The 25,242-nt window shown below is 59.2% G+C and carries 22 protein-coding genes; 16 read left to right on the top strand and 6 right to left on the bottom strand.

Going from position 1 to position 25,242, the window contains the following annotated elements; translation table 11 throughout:
- Positions 1-76: 76 nt before the first annotated feature.
- Positions 77-1,051: an alpha/beta hydrolase family protein gene (locus M5B43_RS07455; protein ID WP_248749489.1), complete on the top strand. Its 975-nt coding sequence runs from the start codon at positions 77-79 to the stop codon at positions 1,049-1,051.
- 153 nt (positions 1,052-1,204) lie between these two features.
- Here M5B43_RS07455 and M5B43_RS07450 read toward each other — a convergent pair whose 3' ends face one another.
- From M5B43_RS07450 to M5B43_RS07440, 3 genes are read right to left on the bottom strand one after another with little or no spacing between them, the layout of a single operon-like run.
- Entirely contained in the window at positions 1,205-1,972 is a 768-nt protein-coding gene (locus M5B43_RS07450; RefSeq protein ID WP_248749488.1) for a TerB family tellurite resistance protein, read from the bottom strand.
- A gap of 1 nt (position 1,973) precedes the next feature.
- On the bottom strand, positions 1,974-2,651 hold the full coding sequence (gene murU / locus M5B43_RS07445) for an N-acetylmuramate alpha-1-phosphate uridylyltransferase MurU (protein ID WP_248749487.1): 678 nt from the start codon (positions 2,649-2,651) through the stop codon (positions 1,974-1,976).
- The gene (locus tag M5B43_RS07440; RefSeq protein WP_248749486.1) at positions 2,648-3,673 is read right to left on the bottom strand and encodes a phosphotransferase; all 1,026 of its coding nucleotides are present in this window, start codon (positions 3,671-3,673) and stop codon (positions 2,648-2,650) included. Before M5B43_RS07440 ends, murU begins: the two co-directional genes overlap by 4 nt.
- A gap of 130 nt (positions 3,674-3,803) precedes the next feature.
- Between M5B43_RS07440 and M5B43_RS07435 the strand changes: the two genes are divergently transcribed.
- The 11 genes from M5B43_RS07435 to M5B43_RS07385 all read left to right on the top strand — a co-directional run bounded on the left by M5B43_RS07435 (position 3,804) and on the right by M5B43_RS07385 (position 17,816).
- On the top strand, positions 3,804-6,578 hold the full coding sequence (locus tag M5B43_RS07435; RefSeq protein WP_248749485.1) for an LPS-assembly protein LptD: 2,775 nt from the start codon (positions 3,804-3,806) through the stop codon (positions 6,576-6,578).
- On the top strand, positions 6,553-7,893 hold the full coding sequence (locus M5B43_RS07430; protein WP_248749484.1) for a peptidylprolyl isomerase: 1,341 nt from the start codon (positions 6,553-6,555) through the stop codon (positions 7,891-7,893). The genes M5B43_RS07435 and M5B43_RS07430 overlap by 26 nt, the downstream gene beginning before the upstream one ends.
- A complete protein-coding gene (gene pdxA, locus M5B43_RS07425) occupies positions 7,890-8,879 on the top strand; it encodes a 4-hydroxythreonine-4-phosphate dehydrogenase PdxA (RefSeq protein ID WP_248749483.1) in 990 nt (329 codons plus the stop codon). Before M5B43_RS07430 ends, pdxA begins: the two co-directional genes overlap by 4 nt.
- A complete protein-coding gene (gene rsmA, locus M5B43_RS07420; RefSeq protein WP_248749482.1) occupies positions 8,876-9,688 on the top strand; it encodes a 16S rRNA (adenine(1518)-N(6)/adenine(1519)-N(6))-dimethyltransferase RsmA in 813 nt (270 codons plus the stop codon). The genes pdxA and rsmA overlap by 4 nt, the downstream gene beginning before the upstream one ends.
- 105 nt (positions 9,689-9,793) lie before the next feature.
- The gene (gene apaG, locus M5B43_RS07415; RefSeq protein ID WP_248749481.1) at positions 9,794-10,174 is read left to right on the top strand and encodes a Co2+/Mg2+ efflux protein ApaG; all 381 of its coding nucleotides are present in this window, start codon (positions 9,794-9,796) and stop codon (positions 10,172-10,174) included.
- Positions 10,174-11,022 carry a symmetrical bis(5'-nucleosyl)-tetraphosphatase gene (locus tag M5B43_RS07410; protein WP_248749480.1) on the top strand — a complete coding sequence of 283 codons (849 nt, stop codon included), beginning with the start codon at positions 10,174-10,176 and terminating at the stop codon, positions 11,020-11,022. Before apaG ends, M5B43_RS07410 begins: the two co-directional genes overlap by 1 nt.
- 9 nt (positions 11,023-11,031) lie before the next feature.
- Positions 11,032-11,358, top strand: coding sequence for a thiosulfate sulfurtransferase GlpE (gene glpE, locus M5B43_RS07405; RefSeq protein ID WP_248749479.1), 327 nt, complete (start codon positions 11,032-11,034; stop codon positions 11,356-11,358).
- 288 nt (positions 11,359-11,646) lie between these two features.
- Positions 11,647-13,569 carry a PrkA family serine protein kinase gene (locus tag M5B43_RS07400; protein ID WP_003194732.1) on the top strand — a complete coding sequence of 641 codons (1,923 nt, stop codon included), beginning with the start codon at positions 11,647-11,649 and terminating at the stop codon, positions 13,567-13,569.
- 117 nt (positions 13,570-13,686) lie between these two features.
- Positions 13,687-14,958: a YeaH/YhbH family protein gene (locus M5B43_RS07395; protein WP_248749478.1), complete on the top strand. Its 1,272-nt coding sequence runs from the start codon at positions 13,687-13,689 to the stop codon at positions 14,956-14,958.
- Entirely contained in the window at positions 14,955-16,520 is a 1,566-nt protein-coding gene (locus M5B43_RS07390) for a SpoVR family protein (RefSeq protein ID WP_248749477.1), read from the top strand. The genes M5B43_RS07395 and M5B43_RS07390 overlap by 4 nt, the downstream gene beginning before the upstream one ends.
- A 63-nt stretch (positions 16,521-16,583) precedes the next feature.
- Positions 16,584-17,816, top strand: coding sequence for a multifunctional CCA addition/repair protein (locus M5B43_RS07385; RefSeq protein ID WP_248749476.1), 1,233 nt, complete (start codon positions 16,584-16,586; stop codon positions 17,814-17,816).
- Between the two features lie 72 nt (positions 17,817-17,888).
- Here M5B43_RS07385 and folK read toward each other — a convergent pair whose 3' ends face one another.
- Together folK and folB are read right to left on the bottom strand one after the other, a co-directional pair.
- Positions 17,889-18,407 (bottom strand): 2-amino-4-hydroxy-6-hydroxymethyldihydropteridine diphosphokinase, encoded by a 519-nt coding sequence (gene folK, locus M5B43_RS07380; protein WP_248749475.1) that lies wholly within the window; start codon positions 18,405-18,407, stop codon positions 17,889-17,891.
- A complete protein-coding gene (gene folB, locus M5B43_RS07375; RefSeq protein WP_248749474.1) occupies positions 18,398-18,751 on the bottom strand; it encodes a dihydroneopterin aldolase in 354 nt (117 codons plus the stop codon). The genes folK and folB overlap by 10 nt, the downstream gene beginning before the upstream one ends.
- A 74-nt stretch (positions 18,752-18,825) precedes the next feature.
- Between folB and plsY the strand changes: the two genes are divergently transcribed.
- Positions 18,826-19,395 (top strand): glycerol-3-phosphate 1-O-acyltransferase PlsY, encoded by a 570-nt coding sequence (gene plsY, locus M5B43_RS07370; protein ID WP_248749473.1) that lies wholly within the window; start codon positions 18,826-18,828, stop codon positions 19,393-19,395.
- Between the two features lie 32 nt (positions 19,396-19,427).
- Here plsY and tsaD read toward each other — a convergent pair whose 3' ends face one another.
- A complete protein-coding gene (tsaD, locus tag M5B43_RS07365) occupies positions 19,428-20,453 on the bottom strand; it encodes a tRNA (adenosine(37)-N6)-threonylcarbamoyltransferase complex transferase subunit TsaD (RefSeq protein WP_248749472.1) in 1,026 nt (341 codons plus the stop codon).
- 203 nt (positions 20,454-20,656) lie between these two features.
- On the opposite strand from tsaD, the gene rpsU reads away from it, so the two are divergent.
- The 3 genes from rpsU (at position 20,657) to rpoD (ending at position 25,206) form a co-directional block, all read left to right on the top strand.
- Entirely contained in the window at positions 20,657-20,872 is a 216-nt protein-coding gene (rpsU, locus tag M5B43_RS07360) for a 30S ribosomal protein S21 (protein ID WP_002551877.1), read from the top strand.
- Between the two features lie 445 nt (positions 20,873-21,317).
- The gene (gene dnaG / locus M5B43_RS07355; RefSeq protein ID WP_248749471.1) at positions 21,318-23,288 is read left to right on the top strand and encodes a DNA primase; all 1,971 of its coding nucleotides are present in this window, start codon (positions 21,318-21,320) and stop codon (positions 23,286-23,288) included.
- 67 nt (positions 23,289-23,355) lie between these two features.
- The gene (rpoD, locus tag M5B43_RS07350; protein ID WP_248749470.1) at positions 23,356-25,206 is read left to right on the top strand and encodes an RNA polymerase sigma factor RpoD; all 1,851 of its coding nucleotides are present in this window, start codon (positions 23,356-23,358) and stop codon (positions 25,204-25,206) included.
- Positions 25,207-25,242: the final 36 nt, after the last annotated feature.

Here is a 25,242-nt window from a genome sequence, read left to right as displayed (position 1 = left end):
ATCCACGTCTCACATCACTGACAATTACTGACCAACCCATTAGGCTGCTGGAATGACTTCTTGCCGGGAATTAACGATGCTCTTTCTCCACCGTTCGGCACTGCCAGCATTGTGCCTGTCGCTGCTATTTACCAGCGCCTTTTCTGTGCAGGCCGCCGACGCGCCTGCGCCCACCGCCGAAAAACCGGTTGAGCGCCAACCCCTGCCCGAGCGCAGCCAGGAAGAGGCCCACACCCTTGAGCGGCAACTTCCGCAACAAGAACAGCAACAGTTGCAGGCCGGCAGCGATGCCTTCCTGGCCCTGTGGAAACCGGCCAACAGCGCCGAGCCCCAAGGTGTGGTGATTATCGTGCCTGGCGCCGGGGAAAGTGCTGACTGGCCGCAAGCAATCGCGCCTTTGCGGCGCAAGTTACCGGACGCAGCCTGGGGTACCCTGAGCCTGTCATTGCCGGACGTGAACATGGACACCTTGCCGCCACGGGTCATGGAAGCACCCAAGGCGGCGGTCGACACCAGCAGCAAAGAAGGCAGCACCGCCGCCAAACCCATCGAACAAGCCGCCAGCGCCGAAGCTGAAGGGACAGACCCGGCGGTGGTGCCCGGTGCGGAGCAACAGGACAAGACCGACGCCAAGCGCATCTTTGATCGTATCGACGCCGCCGTCGCCTTCGCCCAAACCCAGAGCGCGCGCAGCGTGGTGCTGCTCGGCCATGGCACTGGCGCCTGGTGGGCCGCGCGTTACCTGAGCGAGAAGCAGCCGTCCCAAGTGCAAAAGTGGGTGATGGTGGCTGGCAAGACGCCTACGGGTCGGCAGCCGAATCTGCAACAACTGGCCCCAGCGCTGAAAGTGCCTACGGCGGATGTCTTCTACCAGGACGGCGCCCAAGAACGCAAAAACGCACTGGAGCGCATGCAAGCCGCCAAGCGTGCGAAGAATGACAGCTACAAACAGGTGTCACTCAAAACCCTGCCCGGCAATAGCTCGGCCGAGCAAGAGCAGTTGTATCGTCGGGTACGCGGGTGGCTGAGCCCGCAGCCGAAAGAGGGCTGACCGCCTATCTCAAAAGCGCCGCAGACCTAATGTGGGAGCCGGCTTGCTCGCGAATAGGGTGTGTCAGTCTACAAATTCATCGGCTGATCCACCGCATTCGCGAGCAAGCCCGCTCCCACAGTGGATTGGGGGCTCACTTCCAAAGGGTGAGGGCTATCTGAAATCCCGCCGTTCGCGAATCAATGCATAAGCGTTGTGCAATTCGCGCGTCCGCTCGGTCGCGTCACGCACTTGCGCAGGGGTGGCGCCACTGCCGGCGATCTTGTCTGGGTGGTGGCGGCTGAGCAGGCGGCGATAGGCACGCTTGATCACGGAAGGCTCAGTGGTCGCCGTCACGCCCAGAATTCGCAACGCTTCCTGATAGGCGCCGCCACGATTCGCCAACGGCTTGCGCTCCGGCGCGTAATCGGACGCCAGCGCCTGGAGCTGTTGCGGGGTCCAGCCCAGCCATTTACCCCAGAGATCGATCAGATCGCGCTCGGCGTCATCCGCCCTGCCGTCCGCCCAGGCCATGCGCCAACAGGCGCGCAAGACGCCTTCTGCCGCATGGGGCTGTGCCTTGAGTACGCGCAGATAACTGCGCATTCGATCGGCCCCGGACTTGCCACGGTTAAACGCCGTGATGGCCCGACGCCGGGCCGGCTCGCTCATGTCCAGCGCGCGCATTTCCTGGCGGGCCTGCTGGATATGCCCATCCACAATCCGGCCATTGCTTTTGGCCAGCCGCCCCAGCAGCACGAATAGCAACTCGTCATTGCGCAATGCAGGGCGCCCGCCAAGGCGTTCGCGCAACTGTGCCCAACTGTGTAATTGCAGGCGTCGATCCAGCGCCTGCCCCAGCAATGCCCCCAACAAGGCCCCCGGAATACTGGCAATGGCAAAGCCAGCCCCGGCACCTATCAGTGTCCCTGGCCACAACATCTTATTGCTCCGCAGTCAGCAAGGTTTCGACCTGCGCCAGTCGCTCCAGCGTACCCACATCAATCCAGCGTCCCGTCATGTGCTCCCCCGTTACCAGACCTTTGGCCATGGCCGCTCGCAACAACGGCGCCAGCTTGAAGGCTCCCGCACTGCAACCCGCAAACAACTGGGGGTCGAGCACCGAGATACCACTGAAGGTCAAGTTATCGGCACCGGGCGCGGCATCATGAAGCAACCCCTGCTCCAGATAGAAGTCGCCACCGGTCGGGGCATGCTCGGGCATGTCGACCATGACCAAGTGGGCGAGCCCTTGCAACGGCTTGTCGAGGAGGCTGGCAAAGTCAAAGTCCGTCCAAATGTCGCCATTGACCAACAGGAAGGGTTCGTCCCCCAGCAGCGGCAACGCCTTGAAGATCCCGCCGCCGGTCTCCAGGGGCTCACCTTCGGCCGAGTATCGTATCCGCAGGCCAAACTGAGCACCGTCGCCCAAGTAGCTTTCGATCTGCTGGCCGAGCCAGGCATGGTTGATCACGATCTCGGTGAAGCCGGCCTTCGCCAGCGCTTCAAGGTGATACTCGATCAACCGTTTACTGCCCGCCTGCACCAACGGTTTGGGCGTGTGCAACGTCAGCGGGCGCATGCGCTCGCCTTTGCCCGCCGCCAGGATCATGGCCTTCATACGCTCGCCTCAACGGGTTGGCGCAGGCTGGCGAACAGTTCGCCCAACTCGCTCAGTTCAGGCCGATCTGCGAGCACCGCCTCTATATAGGCAAAGAAGCGCGGTACGTCCGCCAGGTAGCGTGGCTTGCCGTCACGGTGGCAAATGCGCGCAAAGATGCCGATCACCTTGAGGTGACGCTGTACACCCATCAGGTCGCTGGCCCGCAGGAAATCCTCAAAGTCGTCCTGTACCGTAATCCCCAACTGCCCGGCACGCGCCCAATAGCCGCGCTGCCATTCCTGCACGCGGGCCTTGGGCCAGCTGAGGAACGCGTCCTTGAACAAGCACGTGATGTCGTAGGTGACCGGGCCATAGACCGCGTCCTGGAAATCCAGCACGCCGGGGTTAGGTTCGCTGATCATCAGGTTGCGCGGCATGTAGTCGCGGTGCACCAACACCTTGGGCTGCGCCAGGGCGCTGTCGATCAGCTGTGCGCTGACGCGCTGCCAGAGGCCCTGTTGCCGGGTGTCAAACTCGATACCCAAGTGACGGCGTACGTACCACTCCGGAAACAATTCGAGCTCGCGACGCAACAAGGCGACATCGTAACTGGGCAGTGGCGCATCCATCGGCAACTGCTGGAAAGCCAGCAGCGCGTCGATGGCATCGGCAAACAATTGATCGGCGTTTTTGTCGTCAATCACGTCCAGATAAGTTTTCCTGCCCAGGTCATTAAGCAAAAGAAAGCCTCGCGGCAAATCTTCTGCATAAATTTTTGGCACATTTATTCCCGATTTCGCGAGTAAATCAGCGATATCGACGAATGGTTTGCAGTTTTCCTGGGGGGGTGGCGCGTCCATCACGATGAACGTATGCGTACCACCTTCCCATCGAAAATAACGCCTGAAACTCGCGTCGCTGCTGGCCGCAGTCAATGTGGCCGGGGGGACGGCGCCCCAGTCCCGGGCGTTGAAAAGGATCGGCAACTGCTCATCCAACCAGACTTTCAGCTGTTGTAAACGTAGATCTTGCTCGGGCATTACAAGGGTCTCCGACGGCGCTAGCCGTCAAGCGGGTCATGCTTTATTATCACGCATCTTTTTCAGACCATCGAGAGGCGTGCGGCCCACACCGCGGGCAGATGGCACGCAGGAAGCCCGGACTAATAAGATGGCATTGAAATCCCCCGCGTTTCGTAGAAAATTTCCGTTGCTGGTAACCGGCAGTCTGCTGGCCATGCAACCTTTCGCCACCTCATTCGTGGTCGCCGCGGAACAGTATGACTGCTCAGTCTCTGCTTCGGGTGCCTGGGATTGCGCGCCGAAAACCGCCGCTGCCCCGTTACCACCGCGCCCAGTGCATGACGGCTCTGCTGTCAGCTCCGCCAATGCTACGCCGCAAGGCGAAGCCGGTGGCAGCGCCGACGCCGAACCCAAGACCATGCTGGTCACCGAAGCCAAGGGCCGCGGCCTGCGCTCGCGCAGCGCCGACTACAGCCACCTGGACTGGGTGCCTCGCGAGAAGCTGACCGCAGCCCAGCTGGCCGAAACCGGCCCTTATTGCTCCGGCGCATATATCGAGCCGATTCGTCCTGGCATGAATGACAAGACGGACAAGAGCGATGCACCGACCTTCATCGGCGCCAAAGCTTCTCGTTATGAGCAGGAAAAACAGATTGCGACCCTGGCCGGTGACGTTGTCATGCGCCAGGGCAGCATGCAGATGGAAGCCCAGGAAGCCAGCCTGTATCAGGCCGAGAACCGTGGCGAGCTGAACGGCAACGTGCGTCTGCGCGACAACGGCGCCCTGATCGTGGGTGACCATGCCCAGGTCCAGCTCGATACCGGCGCCGCCCAGATCGACAACGCCGAATACGTGATGCACAAGTCACGTGTGCGCGGTAACGCGCTGTACGCCAAGCGTGCCGAGAACGCGATCATCCGCCTCAAGGACGGTACGTACACCACGTGCGAGCCAGACAGCAATGCCTGGCAGCTCAAGGGCAACAACATCACGTTGAACCCGGCCACCGGTTTCGGTACAGCCACCAACGCGACGTTGCGGATCAAGAACATCCCGATCCTCTACACCCCTTACATCTACTTCCCGATCGACAACCGTCGTCAATCCGGCTTCCTGCCGCCGAGCTTCAGCACCGGCAGCGAAACGGGCTTCACGCTGGTAACGCCGTACTACTTCAACCTGGCACCGAACTACGACGCCACGTTGTACCCGCAATACATGACCAAGCGCGGCTTGTTGATGGAAGGCGAATTCCGCTACCTCACCAAGTCCAGTGAAGGGCAGTTTGGGGGGGCGTATCTTAACGATGACAGCAACGAGCGTACCAAGCAGACCGATTACGAAAAAACTCGCTATATGCTCAATTGGCAGCATAAGGGCGGGCTGGATTCGCGCCTGTCGACCAAGGTGGACTACACCAAGATCAGTGACCCTTACTACTTCCAGGATTTGAAGTCCTACGAAGAAGGTATTCAGAGTCGTGACTTCCTTAACCAGCAAGGTTCCTTGACGTACCGGGGCGACTCCTACACCGCCGGTCTGAACGTACAGGCCTTTCAACTGGCGACGATTTCCCAGATCACCCCGTACGACCGACTGCCGCAAATCACCTTCAACGGGACGCTACCGTACCATCCGGGTGGTTTGAACTTCACCTATGAGACTGAAGCGGTTCGATTTGAGCGTAGCTTGGAAAATGGCACGTTTACTGATGAGAACGGTCTCGTATCGCCTCGCTTGGACACTAACGTCACAGGTTTGACACGTGCAAACGGTACCCGCCTGAATGCAGCACCGGCAGTCGATTACCCGATGAACTGGTCCTACGGTTTTATCACGCCGAAGTTGAAGTACGTCTACACCAAATACGATTTGGATCTGGATGGTACAGGCAAGTCGCAACTGGCCGCAGGCCAGACATTTAAAAGCTCGCAAGATCGCGCTGTGCCTATCGCCAGCGTTGACAGCGGCCTGTACTTCGACCGCAATACCAACTGGTTCGGCAAAGACTATCGCCAAACCCTCGAGCCGCGCGCGTTCTACCTTTATGTCCCTAACAAGGACCAAAGCGATATTCCAGTATTCGATACCAGTGAATACACGTTCAGCTATGCCTCTCTGTTTCGCGACAACCGCTTCAGTGGTAGCGACCGGATCGGCGACGAGAACAAGCTGTCCCTGGGCGTGACCAGCCGCTGGATCGAAGACAACGGCTTCGAACGTCAGCGTGTAGCCGTGGGCCAGGCGCTGTACTTCAAGGATCGCCAGGTGCAATTGCCAGGTATCGTGGCTGCCGACCGTGCCGATGCACAGTCGAGCGTATCGCCTATCGCCCTGGACTACGAGTTCCGCTTCAACCGCGACTGGCGTGCAACTGCTGATTACAACTGGGACACTGAAAGCCATTCCCCACGTTCCGGCAGCGCGATGTTCCACTACCAGCCGGAAGATAACCCGAACAAGGTTATCAACGTCGGTTACCGCTATCGCAACGACCAGGTGGTCTACAACCAGTTGACCGGCAAGTGGCAGTTCGGCGGCGACTACGGCACCCCTGGCACTGACACCTTCATCAAGGATTACTACAAAATCCAGCAACACGACTTCTCGATGATGTGGCCGATCGTTCCCCAGTGGAACGTGATCACCCGCTGGCAGTATGACTACGCCCGCAACCGCACCCTGGAAGCTTTTGGTGGTTTCGAGTACGACAACTGCTGCTGGAAACTGCGCGTGATCAACCGTTATTGGGTCTCCAACGACGAATACACTCAGCTCGCCCCACTGAACGAAAAGGGTGACCACGGGCTCTTCTTCCAGATCGTCCTCAAAGGACTCGGCGGCCTGACCGGCGCCAAGGTAGAGAGCTTCCTCGACAAAGGCATTCAAGGTTATCGTGAACGTGAAGATCAAGCTTTCTGATTGTCTGCGCCCGCTAGTGCTGGGCGCGCTGTTCCTGGGCACCGTATCGGCACACGCTGCCGTTCAACAGCTGGATAAAGTAGCGGCCATCGTCGATAACGACGTGATCATGCAGAGCCAGCTGGACCAACGGGTCAAGGAAGTTCAGCAAACCATCGCCAAGCGTGGCGGTGGTGTACCGCCGACCAGCGTCCTGGAACCTCAAGTGCTGGAACGCCTGATTGTCGAAAACCTGCAGCTGCAGATCGGCGAACGCTCCGGCATCCGTATCTCGGACGAAGAGCTGAACCAGGCCGTAGGCACTATTGCTCAGCGCAACAACATGAGCATTGATCAGTTCCGCGCCGCCCTGGCTCACGATGGCCTGTCCTATGAGGACGCCCGCGACCAGATCAAGCGTGAAATGATCATCAGCCGTGTGCGCCAGCGTCGTGTGGCCGAGCGGGTTCAGGTGTCCGAACAGGAAGTGAAGAACTTCCTGGCCTCGGACCTTGGCAAGATGCAGCTCTCCGAAGAACTGCACCTGGCCAATATCCTGATCCCGACGCCTGACAGCGCCAGCGCCGAACAGCTCAATGCAGCCGCCGCCAAGACTCAAGCAGTCTACGATCGCCTGAAGGCCGGGGCTGACTTTGCTCAGACCGCCATCGCCGTATCCGGTAGCGATAACGCACTGGACGGTGGTGATATGGGCTGGCGTAAAGCCGCGCAATTACCTCCTCCGTTCGACCGCGAACTGAGTGCCATGAGCGTGGGTGATATCACCCAGCCTGCACGCACACCGGGCGGCTTTATCATCCTCAAGCTGCTGGGCAAGCGCGGTGGCGAGACCTCGTTGAAAGACGAAGTACACGTTCGTCACATCCTGGTTAAACCGAGCGAAATCCGCACCGAGGCACAAACCAAAGAGCTGGCCCAGAAGATCTATGACCGTATCGAAGGCGGTGAAGATTTCGCCACCTTGGCCAAGAGCTTCTCGGAAGACCCTGGCTCGGCCCTCAACGGCGGTGACCTGAACTGGATCGACCCGAAAGCACTGGTGCCGGAGTTCCAGGACGTAATGGCCAAGACCCCGCAAGGCGTCCTGTCCAAACCGTTCAAGACCCAATATGGCTGGCATGTCCTGGAAGTCCTTGGCCGTCGCGCCACCGACAACACCACCCAGGCCCGCGAGCAACAAGCTCTGACCGTACTGCGTAACCGCAAATACGACGAAGAGCTGCAGACTTGGTTGCGTCAGATCCGTGACGAAGCCTATGTGGAAAACAAGCTGCCAGGCGCCGAGCAAACAGGCACCGACCAGGCACCCAAGTGAAACCCCAGCGTTTTGCGGTGACACCCGGCGAGCCGGCCGGCATTGGTCCAGACCTGTGCCTGCTGCTCGCCTCGCAACCCCAGCCACACCCCCTGATTGCTATTACCAGCCGCGACCTGCTCCTTGAGCGGGCCGCGCAGCTGGGCGTGGCTGTCAACCTGCTGGACGTGGCACCGGGCCGTTGGCCCGACCTGCCGGCGCCAGCGGGTAGCCTGTATGTGTGGGATACCCCGCTGCAGGCCAAGGTCGTTGCAGGGCAACTGAACACGGCCAATGCAGCATTTGTGCTGGAAACCTTGACCCGCGCAGGCCAAGGCTGCATCAGCGGCGACTTCGCCGGCATGATCACGGCCCCCGTGCACAAAGGCGTCATCAACGAATCCGGCATCGCCTTTTCCGGCCATACCGAATTCCTGGCCGAGCTGACTCACACCGCCCAAGTCGTGATGATGCTGGCCACCCGCGGACTGCGCGTAGCCCTGGTGACCACGCACCTGCCGCTGCGTGAAATCGCCGATGCCATCACCGCCGAGCGCATTGAGCGCGTCACGCGCATCCTGCACACCGACCTGCAACAAAAATTCGGCATTGCCCAACCGCGAATCCTGGTGTGTGGGCTCAACCCTCATGCCGGTGAAGGCGGACACTTGGGCCGTGAAGAAATCGACATCATTGAACCGACATTAGAGCGCCTGCGCCAAGAAGGCATGGACCTACGCGGCCCATTGCCAGCAGACACTCTGTTTACCCCCAAATATCTGGAGCACTGCGACGCAGTGCTGGCGATGTACCACGACCAGGGGCTGCCCGTGCTGAAATACAAAGGTTTCGGCGCCGCAGTCAACGTGACACTGGGCCTGCCGATCATCCGCACCTCCGTCGACCATGGCACCGCCCTGGACCTGGCAGGCAGTGGCAAGATCGATACCGGCAGCCTGCACGTCGCCCTGGAAACCGCCTATCAGATGGCCGAGACCCGTATATGACCGAGCATTACCAACACCGGGCGCGCAAGCGCTTCGGGCAAAACTTCCTGCACGACGCTGGCGTGATCGATCGTATCCTGCGCTCCATCCATGCCAAGCCTGAAGATCGTCTGCTGGAAATCGGCCCGGGCCAGGGCGCTCTGACCCAAGGCCTGCTGGCCAGCGGCGGCCAATTGGACGTGGTGGAGCTAGACAAGGACCTGATCCCGATCCTCAACCAGCAGTTCGCCGACAAGCCCAACTTCAACCTGCACCAGGGCGACGCGCTGAAGTTCGACTTCAACAGCCTCAATGCCGCGCCCAACAGCCTGCGCGTTGTGGGTAACCTGCCGTACAACATCTCCACACCGCTGATTTTCCACCTGCTGAACAACGCCGGGATCATCCGCGACATGCACTTCATGCTGCAAAAAGAAGTGGTAGAGCGCCTGGCTGCCGGCCCGGGCGGCGGCGATTGGGGTCGCTTGTCGATCATGGTTCAGTACCACTGCCGCGTCGAACACCTGTTCAACGTTGGCCCGGGTGCGTTCAACCCGCCACCGAAGGTCGACTCGGCCATCGTGCGACTGGTACCTCACGCCGTACTGCCACACCCGGCCAAGGATCATAAATTGCTGGAACGCGTGGTACGCGAAGCGTTCAACCAACGCCGCAAAACCCTGCGCAACACGCTCAAGGCCCTGCTGAGCAACGCCGAAATCGAAGCTGCCGGCGTTGATGGCAGCCTGCGCCCCGAGCAACTGGACCTGGCCGCCTTCGTACGCCTGGCCGACCAACTGGCTATCCAGCCGGCGCCCGCTGCGCAGTGAAACCTGCTGTGCCAGGCCAGACAGCATGTCTGGCCTAGTGCCCACCTCTTGGCCTAGACTGATCCGCATCTGCTGTCCTCCGCTTTTGCTCTTAAGGCCTCTTGCATGTCCGATCCTCGCTACCAGATCGACGTCAGCGTCGTCACCCGCTTCCTGGCGGAACAATCGCAACCTGAACAGAATCGTTTTGCCTTTGCCTACACCATCACGGTGAAAAACAACGGGCAGGTGCCGGCCAAGCTGCTGTCGCGCCACTGGGTCATCACCGACGGTGACGGCCAGGTCGAGGAAGTACGCGGCGCCGGTGTTGTCGGCCAGCAACCGTTGATCGACATCGGCGCCAGCCACACCTACAGCAGCGGCACGGTAATGACCTCCAAGGTTGGCACCATGCAAGGCTCGTATCAGATGAAGGCAACCGACGGTCAACTGTTCGACGCAATCATCGCGCCCTTCCGCCTCGCGGTGCCCGGAGCCCTGCACTGATGGCAACCTACGCGGTCGGCGACCTGCAAGGCTGCCTGGAGCCTCTCAAGTGCCTGTTGGAGCGCGTGGCGTTCGACCCATCGCACGACCGCCTTTGGCTGGTGGGCGACTTGGTCAACCGCGGCCCGCAGTCCCTGGAAACCCTGCGCTATCTCTATCACTTGCGGGACTCGCTGGTGTGCGTGCTCGGCAACCATGACCTGCACCTGCTGGCGGCGGGCAATAACATCGAGCGTCTGAAAAAGGGCGACACGCTGCGGGAAATCCTCGAAGCGCCGGATCGCGCCGAACTGCTCGATTGGCTACGCCAGCAAAAGCTCATGCATTACGACGAAAGCCGCGACATGGCACTTGTCCATGCAGGCATCCCACCACAGTGGACGCTGAAAAAAGCCCTCAAGTGCGCCGCCGAAGTTGAAAATGCACTGACCGATGACAACCTGTACACCGCCTACCTCGACGGGATGTACGGCAACGAACCCGTGAAGTGGGACAACGACCTCAGCGGTGTGACCCGCCTGCGCGTGATCACCAACTACTTCACGCGCATGCGCTTCTGTACCGCCGAAGGCAAACTGGACCTCAAGAGCAAGGAAGGCGCCGACACGGCACTGCCTGGCTACAAACCGTGGTTTGCCCACAAGGAACGCAAGACCCGTGACACGAAGATCATCTTCGGTCATTGGGCAGCCCTCGAAGGCAAGTGCGATGAGCCCGGCGTATTCGCCCTCGACACCGGCTGCGTGTGGGGTGGCACCATGACCCTGATGAACATCGACACTGGCGAGCGCCTGAGCTGCCAGTGCGAATCTCCCCTTTCTGTGACACTGCCGGCCGCCAAGCCATAGGAGCCCGCCATGAGCGAATTCAAACGTATCCCTCCCGAACAAGCCCAGGCCCTGCGCAAAAGCGGTGCCGTGGTTGTCGATATCCGTGAGCAGCCTACTTACGCCGTTGCCCACATCACCGGCGCCCAGCACCTGGACAACGTCAACATCGCCGATTTCATCCGCCAAGCCGACCTCGACGCGCCGTTAATCGTGGCCTGCTACCACGGCAACTCCAGCCAGAGCGCGGCCGCCTACCTGATCAGCCAGGGTTTCTCCGACGTCTACAGCCTGGACGGTGGCTTCGAGCTGTGGCGTACGACCTATCCCGATGAAATTTCCCCAAGCAAGCCGTAATAATTTTTTTCACACCCCGCTACCCCGCGTGATGCTTGGGTTCGCGCCGTTTCTGACGAACGGCGCAGGCCAACTAATTGCGCATCGCACCTTGAACTCCCGGATTCCGAACTATCCTTAAGCGCAGGCCATCCGAATCAGGGGAGAGCCGGTACACCGGCGTACGGGTCATCGGTAGCGTTTGAGGGTGTTCTGGGGGGAAAACAGCCATTGGCGTCCGTCAATGACTGCCAGCATCGACTGACTGATCCGGCGTCGGCTCCACGTATCGAGCGAGGTGACGACGTCATGAGTATTTTCAGCCACTTCCAACAACGCTTCGCGTCCACACAGCAGGAAGAACTCACGCTGCAAGAGTATCTCGAGCTGTGCAAGCAGGACCGTAGCACCTATGCCTCTGCCGCTGAACGCCTGCTATTGGCGATCGGCGAGCCGGAGCTGGTGGAAACCGCCAACAATTCGCGCCTGTCGCGAATATTCTCCAATAAGGTGATCCGCCGCTACCCGGCCTTTGAAGACTTCCATGGCATGGAAGAATGCATCGACCAGATCGTCTCCTACTTCCGCCATGCCGCCCAGGGCCTGGAAGAGAAGAAACAGATCCTCTACCTGCTCGGCCCGGTCGGTGGTGGCAAATCGTCCCTGGCCGAAAAGCTCAAACAATTGATCGAGAAGGTGCCCTTCTACGCGATCAAGGGCTCTCCAGTCTTCGAGTCGCCCCTGGGCCTGTTCAACGCCACGGAAGATGGCGCAATCCTCGAAGAAGACTTCGGCATCCCACGCCGCTACCTCAACACCATCATGTCGCCGTGGGCCACCAAGCGCCTGGCCGAGTTTGGCGGAGATATCAGCCAGTTCCGCGTGGTGAAACTCTACCCCTCGATCCTCAACCAGATCGGCGTGGCAAAAACCGAACCGGGCGACGAAAACAACCAGGACATCTCGGCACTGGTCGGCAAGGTCGACATTCGCAAACTGGAGGAATTCCCGCAGAACGACGCCGACGCCTACAGCTATTCGGGCGCGCTGTGCCGGGCCAACCAGGGCCTGATGGAATTTGTGGAGATGTTCAAGGCGCCGATCAAGGTGCTGCACCCACTGCTCACTGCCACCCAGGAAGGTAACTACAACAGTACCGAAGGGCTCGGCGCGATTCCGTTCACCGGGATCCTGCTGGCGCACTCCAACGAATCGGAATGGCACACCTTCCGCAACAATAAGAACAACGAAGCCTTCATTGACCGGATCTATATCGTCAAGGTGCCGTACTGCCTGCGGGTCAGCGATGAAATCAAGATTTACGACAAGCTTCTGTTCAACAGCTCCCTGGCCAAGGCCCACTGTGCACCCGACACCTTGAAGATGCTCGCCCAGTTCACCGTGCTGTCGCGCCTCAAAGAGCCGGAAAACTCGAACATCTACTCGAAAATGCGCGTGTACGACGGCGAAAATCTCAAGGACACCGACCCCAAGGCCAAATCGATCCAGGAGTACCGCGACACAGCCGGCGTTGATGAGGGCATGAATGGGCTGTCGACGCGCTTCGCGTTCAAGATCCTCTCCAAGGTGTTCAACTTCGACCCCCACGAGATCGCCGCCAACCCGGTGCACCTGCTCTACGTGCTGGAACAACAGATCGAACAGGAGCAATTCCAGGCCGAAACCCGCGAACGCTACCTGCGCTTCCTCAAGGAATACCTGGCACCGCGCTACATCGAGTTTATCGGCAAGGAAATCCAGACCGCGTACCTGGAGTCCTACAGCGAGTACGGCCAGAACATCTTCGACCGCTATGTGCTGTACGCCGACTTCTGGATCCAGGATCAGGAATATCGCGATCCGGAAACCGGCGAGATCCTCAACCGTGTTGCCCTCAACGAGGAACTGGAAAAGATCGAGAAACCGGCGGGTATCAGCAATCCGAAGGATTTCCGCAACGAAATCGTCAACTTCGTGCTTCGCGCCCGCGCCAACAACAACGGCAAGAACCCCACCTGGCTCAGCTATGAGAAGTTGCGGGTGGTCATCGAGAAGAAAATGTTCTCGAACACAGAGGATTTGCTGCCGGTCATCAGCTTCAACGCCAAGGCCAGCAAAGAGGATCAGCAAAAACACAACGACTTCGTTACTCGAATGGTCGAGCGCGGCTACACCGACAAACAGGTACGCCTTCTTTCGGAATGGTACCTACGGGTCCGGAAATCGCAGTGAGAGAAGCAGCTGCAAGCTTCTAGCTACAAGCCGCAAGAGAAAAGCCAGTGAGCCCGGCACGTACGGGCTCTTTCTTGTAGCTTGCAGCTTACGACTTGAAGCTCCCCGGAGGGGCCTATGAGCTATGTGATCGACCGACGCCTCAATGGCAAGAACAAGAGCACGGTAAACCGTCAGCGTTTCCTGCGGCGTTACCGTGACCACATCAAAAAGGCCGTAGAAGAGGCCGTCAGCCGCCGCTCCATCACCGACATGGAGCATGGCGAACAAATCAGCATACCGGGAAGGGACATCGACGAACCGGTGCTGCACCACGGCCGAGGCGGCAAGCAAACTGTCGTGCACCCCGGAAACAAGGAGTTCACCACCGGCGAGCACATCCAGCGCCCCCAGGGCGGTGGCGGTGGCAAAGGCCCGGGCAAGGCAGGTAACTCCGGCGAAGGCATGGATGAGTTCGTCTTCCAGATTACCCAGGAAGAATTCCTCGAATTCATGTTCGAGGACCTGGAACTGCCCAACCTGGTCAAGCGCAACCTGACCGGCACCGACACGTTCAAGACCGTACGTGCGGGGATCAGCAACGAAGGCAACCCTTCCCGGATCAATATCATCCGCACCCTGCGCTCGGCGCACGCCCGACGCATCGCCCTCTCAGGCAGCAGCCGCGCCAAGCTGAAGGAAGCCAAGGAAGAGTTGGCGCGCTTAAAGCGCGAAGAACCGGACAACTTCGGTGATATCCAGAAAATAGAGGCTGAAATAGAAAAACTCAGCGCGCGTATTCATCGCGTGCCCTTCCTCGATACTTTCGACTTGAAATACAACCTGCTGGTCAAGCAACCCAACCCCAGCTCCAAGGCCGTGATGTTCTGCCTGATGGATGTGTCCGGATCCATGACCCAGGCGACCAAGGATATCGCCAAGCGATTCTTCATCCTGCTGTACCTGTTTCTGAAGCGCAACTACGACAAGATCGATGTGGTGTTCATCCGCCATCACACCAGCGCCCGGGAAGTGGACGAAGAGGAGTTCTTCTACTCGCGGGAAACCGGCGGCACCATCGTGTCCAGCGCCTTGAAGCTGATGCAGGAGATCATGGCCGAACGTTATCCAGCCAACGACTGGAATATCTACGCCGCCCAGGCATCCGACGGTGACAACTGGAACGACGATTCGCCGATCTGCCGCGACATCCTGATCAACCAGATCATGCCGTTCGTGCAGTACTACACTTACGTCGAGATCACCCCCCGTGAGCATCAGGCACTGTGGTTCGAATATGAGCGCATCGGCGAAGCCTTTGCCGACACATTCGCCCAGCAGCAACTGGTCTCGGCCGGCGATATCTACCCGGTCTTCCGTGAACTCTTCCAGCGCAGGTTAGTGACATGACCGCCAAAAAAGAGCATAAGCGCCAACCCATATCCACGGGGTCCGAGTGGACCTTTGAACTGATCCAGGCCTATGACCGGGAAATCAGCCGTATCGCGGCGGGTTATGCCCTGGACACCTACCCCAACCAGATCGAAGTCATCACCGCCGAACAGATGATGGATGCCTATGCCTCGGTGGGCATGCCGTTGGGTTATCACCATTGGTCCTACGGTAAACACTTCCTCAGCACTGAAAAATCCTACACCCGAGGACAGATGGGCCTGGCCTACGAGATCGTCATCAACTCAGACCCGTGCATCGCCTACCTGATGGAGGAGAACACCATCTGCATGCAGGCGCTGGTCGTCGCCCACGCCTGCTACGGGCACAACAGCTTTTTCAAAGGCAACTACCTGTTTCGCACCTGGACTGATGCCAGTTCGATCATCGATTACCTGGTGTTCGCCAAGCAGTACATCATGCAGTGCGAAGAACGTCATGGCATCGATGCGGTGGAAGACCTGCTCGACTCCTGCCATGCCCTGATGAACTACGGCGTTGACCGCTACAAGCGCCCGTACCCGATTTCGGCCGAGGAGGAACGCCTGCGTCAGAAGGAACGCGAGGAACACCTGCAGAAGCAGATCAACGACCTGTGGCGCACCATTCCAAAGCGCGCCGGCAAAAACAGCGATAAGGATAATGCCCGCTTCCCCGCCGAACCTCAGGAAAACATCCTGTATTTCCTGGAAAAACACGCACCGCTCCTGGAGCCATGGCAGCGGGAAATCGTGCGCATTGTGCGCAAGATCGCCCAGTATTTTTATCCACAGCGCCAAACCCAGGTGATGAACGAAGGCTGGGCGACGTTCTGGCATTACACCCTGATGAACGACCTGTACGACGAGGGCCTGGTGACTGACGGCTTCATGATGGAGTTCCTGACCTCACACACCAGCGTAGTATTCCAACCCGGCTTCGACAGCCCGTATTACAACGGTATCAACCCCTATGCCCTGGGCTTTGCCATGTACCGCGATATCCGACGCATGTGCGAAAACCCCACCGAAGAGGACCGTCGCTGGTTTCCGGAGATTGCCGGCAGTGACTGGCTGTCCACCATCAAGTTCGCCATGAGCAGCTTCAAGGATGAGAGTTTTATCCTGCAGTACCTGTCCCCCCAGGTGATTCGCGACCTCAAGCTGTTCAGCATCCTGGACGACGACCTCAAGGACGACCTGGTGGTACCGGCTATCCACGATGAACCCGGGTACCGGGTCATTCGCGAAACCCTGGCCGCCCAGTACAACCTGGGTAATCGCGAACCTAACGTGCAGATCTACAGCATCGATATGCGCGGCGACCGCTCGCTGACCTTGCGTCACCAGCAACATGACCGCAAGCCGCTGGGCGAATCCACCGAGGAGGTGCTCAAGCACCTGCACCGGCTATGGGGCTTCGATATCCACCTGGAAACCCTGCAGGGCGACCAAGTGATGAAAACCCACCATGTGCCACCGCGCACCGACCATAACGACAACGACTACGGCCGCCTGGACCTGGCCGTCGTTCATCTCTGAACCAGCAAAGCCTCCATTGGCCAGGCTCAGGCGTTATCCTGTGCCGCTAATGGAGGCTTTTTCATGAAAATCTACAAAGTTGGCGGTGCGGTGCGTGATCGCCTTCTGGGCATCAAGGTCACTGATATCGACCGCGTCGTCGTGGGTGCAACCACCCAAGAGATGCTTGCCAAAGGCTATAAGCCGGTGGGCGCTGATTTCCCGGTATTCCTCGACCCGAAAAATGGCGATGAATATGCCCTCGCCCGTACCGAACGAAAGAGCGGCCGGGGTTACGGCGGCTTTGTGTTTCACGCAAGCCCCGAGGTGACGCTGGAAGAAGACCTGATCCGTCGCGACCTGACCATCAACGCCATCGCCGAGGACGACCACGGCAATTTGACCGACCCCTATGGCGGCCAGAGCGATCTTGAAGCCCGCATTTTGCGTCACGTTTCCCCCGCGTTCGCCGAAGATCCCCTGCGCGTACTCCGTGTTGCGCGCTTTGCTGCGCGTTACGCGCACCTGGGTTTTACCGTGGCGCCGCAAACACTTGAACTGATGCGCCAGCTCAGCGAATCCGGCGAATTGAAAGCCTTGACGCCGGAACGCAGCTGGAAGGAAATCTCACGAGCGCTGATGGAAGACCAGCCCCAGGTGTTTATCCAGGTGCTGCGCGACTGCGACGCACTGAAAACCCTGATACCGGAAGTGGACGCACTGTTCGGCGTACCGCAACCCGAGGCCCACCACCCCGAAATCGATACCGGCGTGCACACCTTGAGCGTGCTGGAACAGGCAGCCTTGCACACACAACCGCTGACCGTGCGCTGGGCATGCCTACTGCACGATTTGGGCAAAGGCCTCACGCCTGTGGATAAGTTGCCGCAGCACATTGCACACGAGCATCGCGGCCTGAAGCTGATCAAGGCGGTGAACGAGCGCTTCAAGGTGCCAAGGGATTGCCAGGAGTTGGCCTTGCTGGTGGGCCAATATCACACCCATGGTCATCGTGCGCTGGAGCTCAAGGCCTCGACATTGCTGGAGTTGCTGCAAAACTTCGACGTGTACCGTCGGCCGCAACGCTTTGAAGAGTTTGTGGTGGCCTGCGAAATGGACGCTCGTGGCCGCCAAGGTTTTGAGCAACGCAGTTATCCACAGGCGCAGTATTTGCGTGGAGCGGCAAAGGTAGCCCGCTCGGTCGCGGTGGCGCCATTGCTGGAGAAAGGCTTCAAAGGCCCCGAACTGGGCGAGGCACTCAAGCGCGAACGGCTCAGTGCGCTGAACGCCTACAAGGAACAACAAAAACCATTGTAGGCGCGAACTTGCTCGCGAAGAACCTCAACGATGACGCAGCGCCCTCAGGTTTTTCGCGAGCAAGCTCGGCGCCTACAGAAGAGCTTGTGGCGTGAGTTGCCGGCCCTGCCATTCAAAACCGACAGGCGCCAGCACCTGATCAATCTGCGAGTCTCGCCACAGCTCGGCCATTGTCTTGCCCGCCTCCGGATGCCTACGGTCCGGCGCCATCATCGACAGCGGCCACAATACAAAGGCATTTTTCAGAATTTCGGCTCGCGGCAGGATCAATCCATCGAAATTGCCCACCAGATCGCCATACAACAGCACATCGATATCCAGCGGCAAGCCTTTGCGGTCCGGCGCATAACGGCCGTTGTCGGCCTCGATGGATTTCAAGCGGCGATCCAGCTCCATCAACGGCAGGTCGGTATAAGCCGACACCACCAGATTGAAAAACGGCCCACTCTTGATCCCCACCGGCTGGCTTTCGAATACAGCCGAACACCGTACTTGCGTCAGCAAGCTTGCCAACGCGTCAAGACCCGCGCGCAAATGCGTTTCGCGCTCGATATTGCTGCCAAGGCCGAGGTAAATCTGAGTTAGCGACATCCGCGCTCGATCTCCACGCCCACGCCCTTGGCAGCCGGCACGGCACCTGGCTTGGTCAACTTGAGATGCAGCCAAGGAATCTGAAATTCACTCATCAGCACTTCAGCCAAACGCTCGGCAAAGGTTTCCACCAACTGGTACTGGGACTGTTCGGCAAATGCCTGGATACGCACGGACACACTGGCGTAATCGAGCGCCAGGGTGAGGTCATCACCGGCAGCAGCCGGGCGATTATCCCAGGCGAAGCTCAGGTCCAGGCGCAAGCATTGCTTGATGCCGCGCTCCCAGTCGTAGGCCCCGATCACGGTGTCGACTTCCAGGCCTTCGATAAACACTCTGTCCAAGCACTCTTCTCCGCTGCACGACAAGGGCGCGATGCCCCGTTAGAATCAGGGCGTCCTCGCCCGGAATAGTTAGCATGTTTTGGTCACTGGCGATTCTCGCCTACCTGCTCGGCTCGCTGTCCTTCGCCATTTTGCTCAGCCGCTTGACGGGAAATCCCGACCCGCGAATGAGTGGTTCAGGCAATGCCGGCGCCACCAATATGCTGCGCCTGGCCGGCAAGAAACTTGCCGTACTGACGCTGCTGGGCGACGTCTGCAAGGGCCTGCTGCCCGTGCTGATCGCCAGCCTCCTCGGCCTTTCCCTGCAACAGCAGGCCTGGGTGGGCGTGTGTGCCGTCCTGGGCCATCTGTTCCCGCTGTACTTCCGCTTTCGCGGGGGCAAAGGTGTCGCCACGGCGGCCGGGATGCTGCTGGCGGTTTACCCACCGGCAGCGCTTCTGGCCATGCTGGCCTGGCTGCTGACCTTCTACCTGACTCGCACAAGCTCGCTGGCTGCGCTGATTGCCACTCCGCTGACCCTGCCATTGCTGGCTTGGCAGGAACCTGCAGCATTGCTGCCAATGACCGTACTGACGCTGCTGATCGTCTGGCGCCACCGCGGCAATTTACGCGACCTCTTTGCCGGGCGCGAACGGCATTTTTAAATGCGCTCGACACGCCCGGCTCACCTGGGGCCTTACAACGGTGGCAACTGCTCCATCGGCCAACGTGCCTGCACGCTGATCGCCAGGCTTTCGTGCTGCCCGGCCTGCAGGCGCTGGCAACCGGCATAAGCGATCATTGCGCCGTTATCGGTGCAGAACTCAGGGCGCGCATAGAACACATCGCCCTTCATGTCACCGAGCATTTTTTCCAAAGAGCTGCGCAGGGCCTTGTTGGCACTGACGCCGCCTGCAATCACCAGCCGCTTCATACCGGCCTGCTTGAGGGCGCGCTTGCACTTGATAGTCAAAGTCTCTACCACGGCCTGCTGGAACGCCAGCGCGATGTCGCAACGGGCTTGTTCGCCGTCGTCCCCGGCGCTGACGCTCTGCTGCCAGGTATTCAACGCAGAGGTTTTCAAGCCACTGAAGCTGAACATCAGGCCAGGACGATCACACATTGGGCGCGGGAAGGTGTAGCGGCCAGGAACGCCCTTTTCGGCAAGACGAGCGATTTCCGGACCACCTGGGTAGTTGAGGCCCATCATCTTCGCGGTCTTGTCGAACGCTTCGCCGGCGGCATCGTCCAGTGACTCTCCCAACAGGGTGTATTGACCGATCCCATCGACCTGAACCAGCTGTGTGTGACCGCCAGAAACCAACAAAGCGACGAACGGGAACGCTGGTGGCGTTTTTTCCAGCATGGGCGCCAATAAATGGCCTTCCATATGATGCACACCAAGGGCTGGAATACCCCAGGCAAACGCCAGCGCCTGAGCGCAAGAAGCCCCAACCAGCAGGGCTCCGACCAATCCAGGACCTGCCGTGTAGGCAATGGCATCGATCTCGGTCGGCACGCAGCCGGCCTCATCCAACACCTGGCGAATCAATGGCAGCATGCGCTTGACGTGATCGCGGCTGGCAAGCTCCGGCACCACGCCACCATAGGCACGATGCAGGTCGATCTGACTGAACAGTGCATCGGCCAAAAGCCCGCGTTCACTGTCGTAAAGTGCGACACCGGTTTCGTCGCAGGAGGTTTCAAGTCCCAGTACTAGCATGGGTTTGCGCCTTGTAGAGGCTGAATTCGAAGGCGCGCATAATAGTCGCCACTCCCCCTCCCGACTAGCGGTTTTCGATCAGAGGCTTTGCATTCCGGGCAATGAGGGGTTAACATCCGCAACCCTTAAAAACCGACGACCTCAGCCGCGAATTTTTTGCGACGAGAACGTTGATTCCCGGTAATGAAAGAAGGTAGCTCTGGATGCCAGCCGTCAAAGTAAAAGAGAACGAACCCTTCGACGTAGCTCTGCGTCGTTTCAAGCGCTCCTGCGAAAAAGCCGGTGTTCTGGCTGAAGTTCGTAGCCGCGAATTTTATGAGAAGCCAACTTCTGAGCGTAAGCGCAAAGCAGCAGCCGCTGTTAAGCGTCACGCCAAGAAAGTTCAGCGCGAACAGCGCCGCGCCGTTCGTCTGTACTAATACACAGACGTTCGTAGCAAGCTTCTGCCAAGCCCGGCCCTCAGCCGGGCTGTTGGCATTTGCGGATATCGCTTGATGCTTCATCGTCGACGCCGCACACGCGACCGAGACACTGCTTCAAACGTCAGGACTGGCTCTTCTGCCAGCGGTGCACGTCTCTTCTGACGAGCCTAACAAGGCTACTGACGAGCACACCTATTTCTACAAACAGGCGATCAACTGTGTCGGCTGTGCCCATCGATGCGTTTCCGAGGCCACCCGTAGGCCAAGACCGGACGCCAGGGCAACTTTTCTTCGCCGAACACTGATAGAAACTAACGTCAGTAAATGTTCGGCAGATACACTTCCTGACAGCCCAAGCAGACGATTGATGATCGAACGACTCAATACGTACGCTTGAGCACTTCACGGGCCCTCATTTACACGCAGTGATGACGAGAACGCCATGGCCGGGCTGATTCCCCAGAGCTTTATTGACGACCTTCTGAACCGCACCGACATCGTCGATGTTGTCAGCTCGCGCCTGCAAATGAAGAAGGCGGGCAAGAACTACACCGCCTGCTGCCCGTTCCACAAAGAAAAAACCCCGTCGTTCAGCGTCAGCCCCGACAAACAGTTCTACTACTGCTTCGGCTGCGGCGCGGGTGGCAATGCCCTCGGCTTCATCATGGACCACGACAACCTGGACTTCCCCCAGGCCGTCGAAGAACTGGCCAAAGCCGCCGGCATGGAAATCCCCCGCGAAGAGAACGGCCGGCCGCACAAGCCACGCCAACCCACCGATTCGCCGCTGTACCCGCTGCTGACGGCCGCTGCCGACTTTTATCGCCAGGCCCTGAAAAGCCATCCGCAGCGTAAAGCGGCCGTCGATTACCTCAAGGGGCGTGGCCTCACCGGTGAAATCGCCCGTGACTTTGGCCTCGGCTTCGCGCCACCCGGCTGGGACAATCTGTACAAGCACCTGAGCAGCGACACCCTGCAGCAAAAAGCCATGATCGATGCCGGCCTGCTGGTGGAAAACGCCGAGACCGGCAAGCGCTACGACCGCTTTCGCGACCGCGTGATGTTTCCGATCCGCGATAGCCGTGGCCGCATCATCGCCTTTGGTGGCCGAGTGCTAGGGGACGACAAGCCCAAGTACCTGAACTCGCCGGAAACGCCGGTGTTCCACAAGGGCCAGGAGCTGTACGGCCTGTTCGAAGCGCGCAAGAACAACCGCAACCTCGACGAAATCATCGTGGTTGAAGGCTATATGGACGTGATCGCCCTCGCCCAGCAGGGCCTGCGCAATGCCGTGGCCACCCTCGGCACGGCCACCAGCGAAGAACATTTGAAGCGCCTGTTCCGCGTCGTGCCCAGCGTGCTGTTCTGCTTCGACGGTGACCAAGCCGGTCGCAACGCGGCCTGGCGCGCACTCGAAGCCACGCTGCCGAGCCTGCAGGATGGGCGCCGTGCACGCTTCCTGTTCCTGCCCGAAGGCGAAGACCCGGACACACTGGTCCGCTCCGAAGGCACCGATGCGTTTCGCGCGCGAATCAATCAACACGCACAACCATTGGCAGATTATTTCTTCCAACAGCTGACCGAAGAAGCCGACCCACGCTCCCTCGAAGGCAAGGCCCATATGGCCACTCTTGCAGCACCGCTGATCGACAAGGTTCCAGGCGCGAATTTGCGCACCTTGATGCGTCAGCGCCTGCTGGAAATCACCGGACTGAGCGGTGAAGCCGTCAGCCAGCTGGTACACAGCGCACCACAGGATGCGCCACCGGCTTACGATCCAGGCATGGATTACGACGCCATGCCGGACTATTCCGACTTCCACCCAGCGCAGGAGGCCTATGCGCCCCAGCAGGAATGGACAGCGAAGAAGCCCGGTGCCGGCGGCAAGAAATGGGACAAGAAGCCATGGAGCAAGAATGGCAAGCGCGGTGATCGCGATGAAGCCTATGCCCCACGCACACCGGTTGCCGTCGAAGCGCCGACCCTGATTGCCCTGCGCACGCTCATCCACCACCCGCAATTGGCGGGCAAGGTCGAGAGTGCCGATCATTTTGCCAACGAGAGCAACACCTACGCTCAGGTGCTGATCGCCCTGATCGAGGCGGTGCAGAAAAATCCTAAGCTAAACTCAATTCAGCTGATGGCTCGCTGGCATGGCACCGAACAGGGCCGCTTATTGAAAGCACTCGCAGAAAAGGAGTGGCTAATTGACGGTGAAAACCTTGAACAACAATTTTTAGACACCATTACAAGGTTATCTGCGGGTCAGCACACGCAGACCCTTGACGAGCTCATCAAGAGAGCAAGACAGCCGGGATTATCGGCTGAAGAGCAAATTCAGATAGCAAAACAGATGCGCGACCTCTTAAAACAGAATGTTTCCGCATCAAACCCGACCTCAGCTGGCGTGTGAGGTCATAGCTCGGGTATAATCCTCGGCTTGTTTTTTGCCCGCCAAGACCTTCAGTGGATAGGGTGTTATGTCCGGAAAAGCGCAACAGCAGTCTCGTATCAAAGAGTTGATCGTTCTCGGTCGTGAGCAGGGTTACCTGACTTACGCGGAGGTCAACGACCACCTGCCTGAGGATATTTCAGATCCAGAGCAGGTGGAAGACATCATCCGCATGATTAACGACATGGGGATCAACGTATTCGAAGCTGCGCCAGATAAGGATTCCCTTATGCTGGCGGACGCCGATACCGACGAGGCCGCCGCTGAAGAAGCTGCTGCCGCGCTGGCTGCTGTGGAGACCGATATCGGTCGTACCACCGACCCTGTGCGCATGTATATGCGTGAAATGGGTACCGTCGAGCTGCTGACACGTGAAGGCGAAATCGAAATCGCCAAGCGTATCGAAGAGGGTATCCGTGAAGTGATGGGCGCTATTGCGCACTTCCCAGGCACGGTTGACCACATTCTCTCCGAGTACACCCGCGTTACCACCGAAGGTGGTCGCCTGTCCGACGTTCTGAGCGGTTATATCGACCCGGACGACGGCATTGCGCCCCCTGCTGCCGAAGTACCGCCGCCAGTCGATGCGAAAGCCGCGAAAGCCGACGACGATTCCGAAGACGACGACGCTGAAGCCAGCGGCGATGACGAAGATGAAGTCGAAAGCGGTCCCGACCCGATCATCGCAGCCCAGCGTTTCGGTGCGGTTTCCGATCAAATGGAAATCACCCGCAAGGCCCTGAAGAAGCACGGTCGCACCAACAAGCAGACCATTGCCGAACTGGTTGCCCTGGCCGAGCTGTTCATGCCGATCAAGCTGGTGCCGAAGCAATTCGAAGGCCTGGTTGAACGCGTTCGCAGTGCCCTTGAGCGTCTGCGCGCCCAAGAGCGTGCAATCATGCAGCTGTGTGTGCGTGATGCGCGCATGCCGCGTGCCGACTTCCTGCGCCAGTTCCCGGGCAACGAAGTTGACGAAAGCTGGAGTGATGCACTGGCCAAAGGCAAGGCGAAATACGCTGAAGCCATTGGTCGCCTGCAGCCCGATATCATTCGTTGCCAGCAGAAGCTGACTGCGCTTGAGACCGAAACCGGCCTGACGATTGCCGAAATCAAGGACATCAACCGTCGCATGTCGATCGGTGAGGCCAAGGCCCGCCGTGCGAAGAAAGAGATGGTTGAAGCGAACTTGCGTCTGGTGATCTCCATCGCCAAGAAGTACACCAACCGTGGCCTGCAATTCCTTGACTTGATCCAGGAAGGCAACATCGGTTTGATGAAGGCTGTGGACAAGTTCGAATACCGTCGCGGCTACAAGTTCTCGACTTATGCCACCTGGTGGATCCGCCAAGCGATCACTCGCTCGATCGCCGACCAGGCCCGCACCATCCGTATTCCGGTGCACATGATCGAGACCATCAACAAGCTCAACCGTATTTCCCGGCAGATGTTGCAGGAAATGGGTCGCGAACCGACCCCGGAAGAGCTGGGCGAACGCATGGAAATGCCTGAGGATAAAATCCGCAAGGTATTGAAGATCGCTAAAGAGCCGATCTCCATGGAAACGCCGATTGGTGATGACGAAGACTCCCATCTGGGTGACTTCATCGAAGACTCGACCATGCAGTCGCCAATCGATGTCGCCACCGTTGAGAGCCTTAAAGAAGCGACTCGCGACGTACTGTCCGGCCTCACTGCCCGTGAAGCCAAGGTACTGCGCATGCGTTTCGGCATCGACATGAATACCGACCATACCCTTGAGGAAGTTGGTAAGCAGTTTGACGTGACCCGTGAGCGGATCCGTCAGATCGAAGCCAAGGCGCTGCGCAAGTTGCGCCACCCGACGCGAAGCGAGCATCTGCGCTCCTTCCTCGACGAGTGATACCAGAACCCCCGGCCCAGGCCGGGGGTTTTGCTT

It is taken from the genome of Pseudomonas sp. MWU15-20650 (genome assembly GCF_023242475.1).
Lineage (GTDB): Bacteria > Pseudomonadota > Gammaproteobacteria > Pseudomonadales > Pseudomonadaceae > Aquipseudomonas.
The sequence above is the reverse complement of the archived record's forward strand: the minus strand, read 5'-3'. Positions and strand labels throughout refer to the sequence as shown.

Excerpts from the sequence above, each read along its gene's own strand:
- M5B43_RS07455 (WP_248749489.1), top strand. The coding sequence starts at position 77 with ATGCTCTTTCTCCACCGTTCGGCACTGCCAGCATTGTGCCTGTCGCTG.
- M5B43_RS07450 (WP_248749488.1), bottom strand. The coding sequence starts at position 1,972 with ATGTTGTGGCCAGGGACACTGATAGGTGCCGGGGCTGGCTTTGCCATT.
- murU (WP_248749487.1), bottom strand. The coding sequence starts at position 2,651 with ATGAAGGCCATGATCCTGGCGGCGGGCAAAGGCGAGCGCATGCGCCCG.
- M5B43_RS07440 (WP_248749486.1), bottom strand. The coding sequence starts at position 3,673 with ATGCCCGAGCAAGATCTACGTTTACAACAGCTGAAAGTCTGGTTGGAT.
- M5B43_RS07435 (WP_248749485.1), top strand. The coding sequence starts at position 3,804 with ATGGCATTGAAATCCCCCGCGTTTCGTAGAAAATTTCCGTTGCTGGTA.
- rsmA (WP_248749482.1), top strand. The coding sequence starts at position 8,876 with ATGACCGAGCATTACCAACACCGGGCGCGCAAGCGCTTCGGGCAAAAC.
- apaG (WP_248749481.1), top strand. The coding sequence starts at position 9,794 with ATGTCCGATCCTCGCTACCAGATCGACGTCAGCGTCGTCACCCGCTTC.
- M5B43_RS07410 (WP_248749480.1), top strand. The coding sequence starts at position 10,174 with ATGGCAACCTACGCGGTCGGCGACCTGCAAGGCTGCCTGGAGCCTCTC.
- glpE (WP_248749479.1), top strand. The coding sequence starts at position 11,032 with ATGAGCGAATTCAAACGTATCCCTCCCGAACAAGCCCAGGCCCTGCGC.
- M5B43_RS07400 (WP_003194732.1), top strand. The coding sequence starts at position 11,647 with ATGAGTATTTTCAGCCACTTCCAACAACGCTTCGCGTCCACACAGCAG.
- M5B43_RS07395 (WP_248749478.1), top strand. The coding sequence starts at position 13,687 with ATGAGCTATGTGATCGACCGACGCCTCAATGGCAAGAACAAGAGCACG.
- M5B43_RS07390 (WP_248749477.1), top strand. The coding sequence starts at position 14,955 with ATGACCGCCAAAAAAGAGCATAAGCGCCAACCCATATCCACGGGGTCC.
- M5B43_RS07385 (WP_248749476.1), top strand. The coding sequence starts at position 16,584 with ATGAAAATCTACAAAGTTGGCGGTGCGGTGCGTGATCGCCTTCTGGGC.
- folK (WP_248749475.1), bottom strand. The coding sequence starts at position 18,407 with ATGTCGCTAACTCAGATTTACCTCGGCCTTGGCAGCAATATCGAGCGC.
- plsY (WP_248749473.1), top strand. The coding sequence starts at position 18,826 with ATGTTTTGGTCACTGGCGATTCTCGCCTACCTGCTCGGCTCGCTGTCC.
- tsaD (WP_248749472.1), bottom strand. The coding sequence starts at position 20,453 with ATGCTAGTACTGGGACTTGAAACCTCCTGCGACGAAACCGGTGTCGCA.
- rpsU (WP_002551877.1), top strand. The coding sequence starts at position 20,657 with ATGCCAGCCGTCAAAGTAAAAGAGAACGAACCCTTCGACGTAGCTCTG.
- dnaG (WP_248749471.1), top strand. The coding sequence starts at position 21,318 with ATGGCCGGGCTGATTCCCCAGAGCTTTATTGACGACCTTCTGAACCGC.
- rpoD (WP_248749470.1), top strand. The coding sequence starts at position 23,356 with ATGTCCGGAAAAGCGCAACAGCAGTCTCGTATCAAAGAGTTGATCGTT.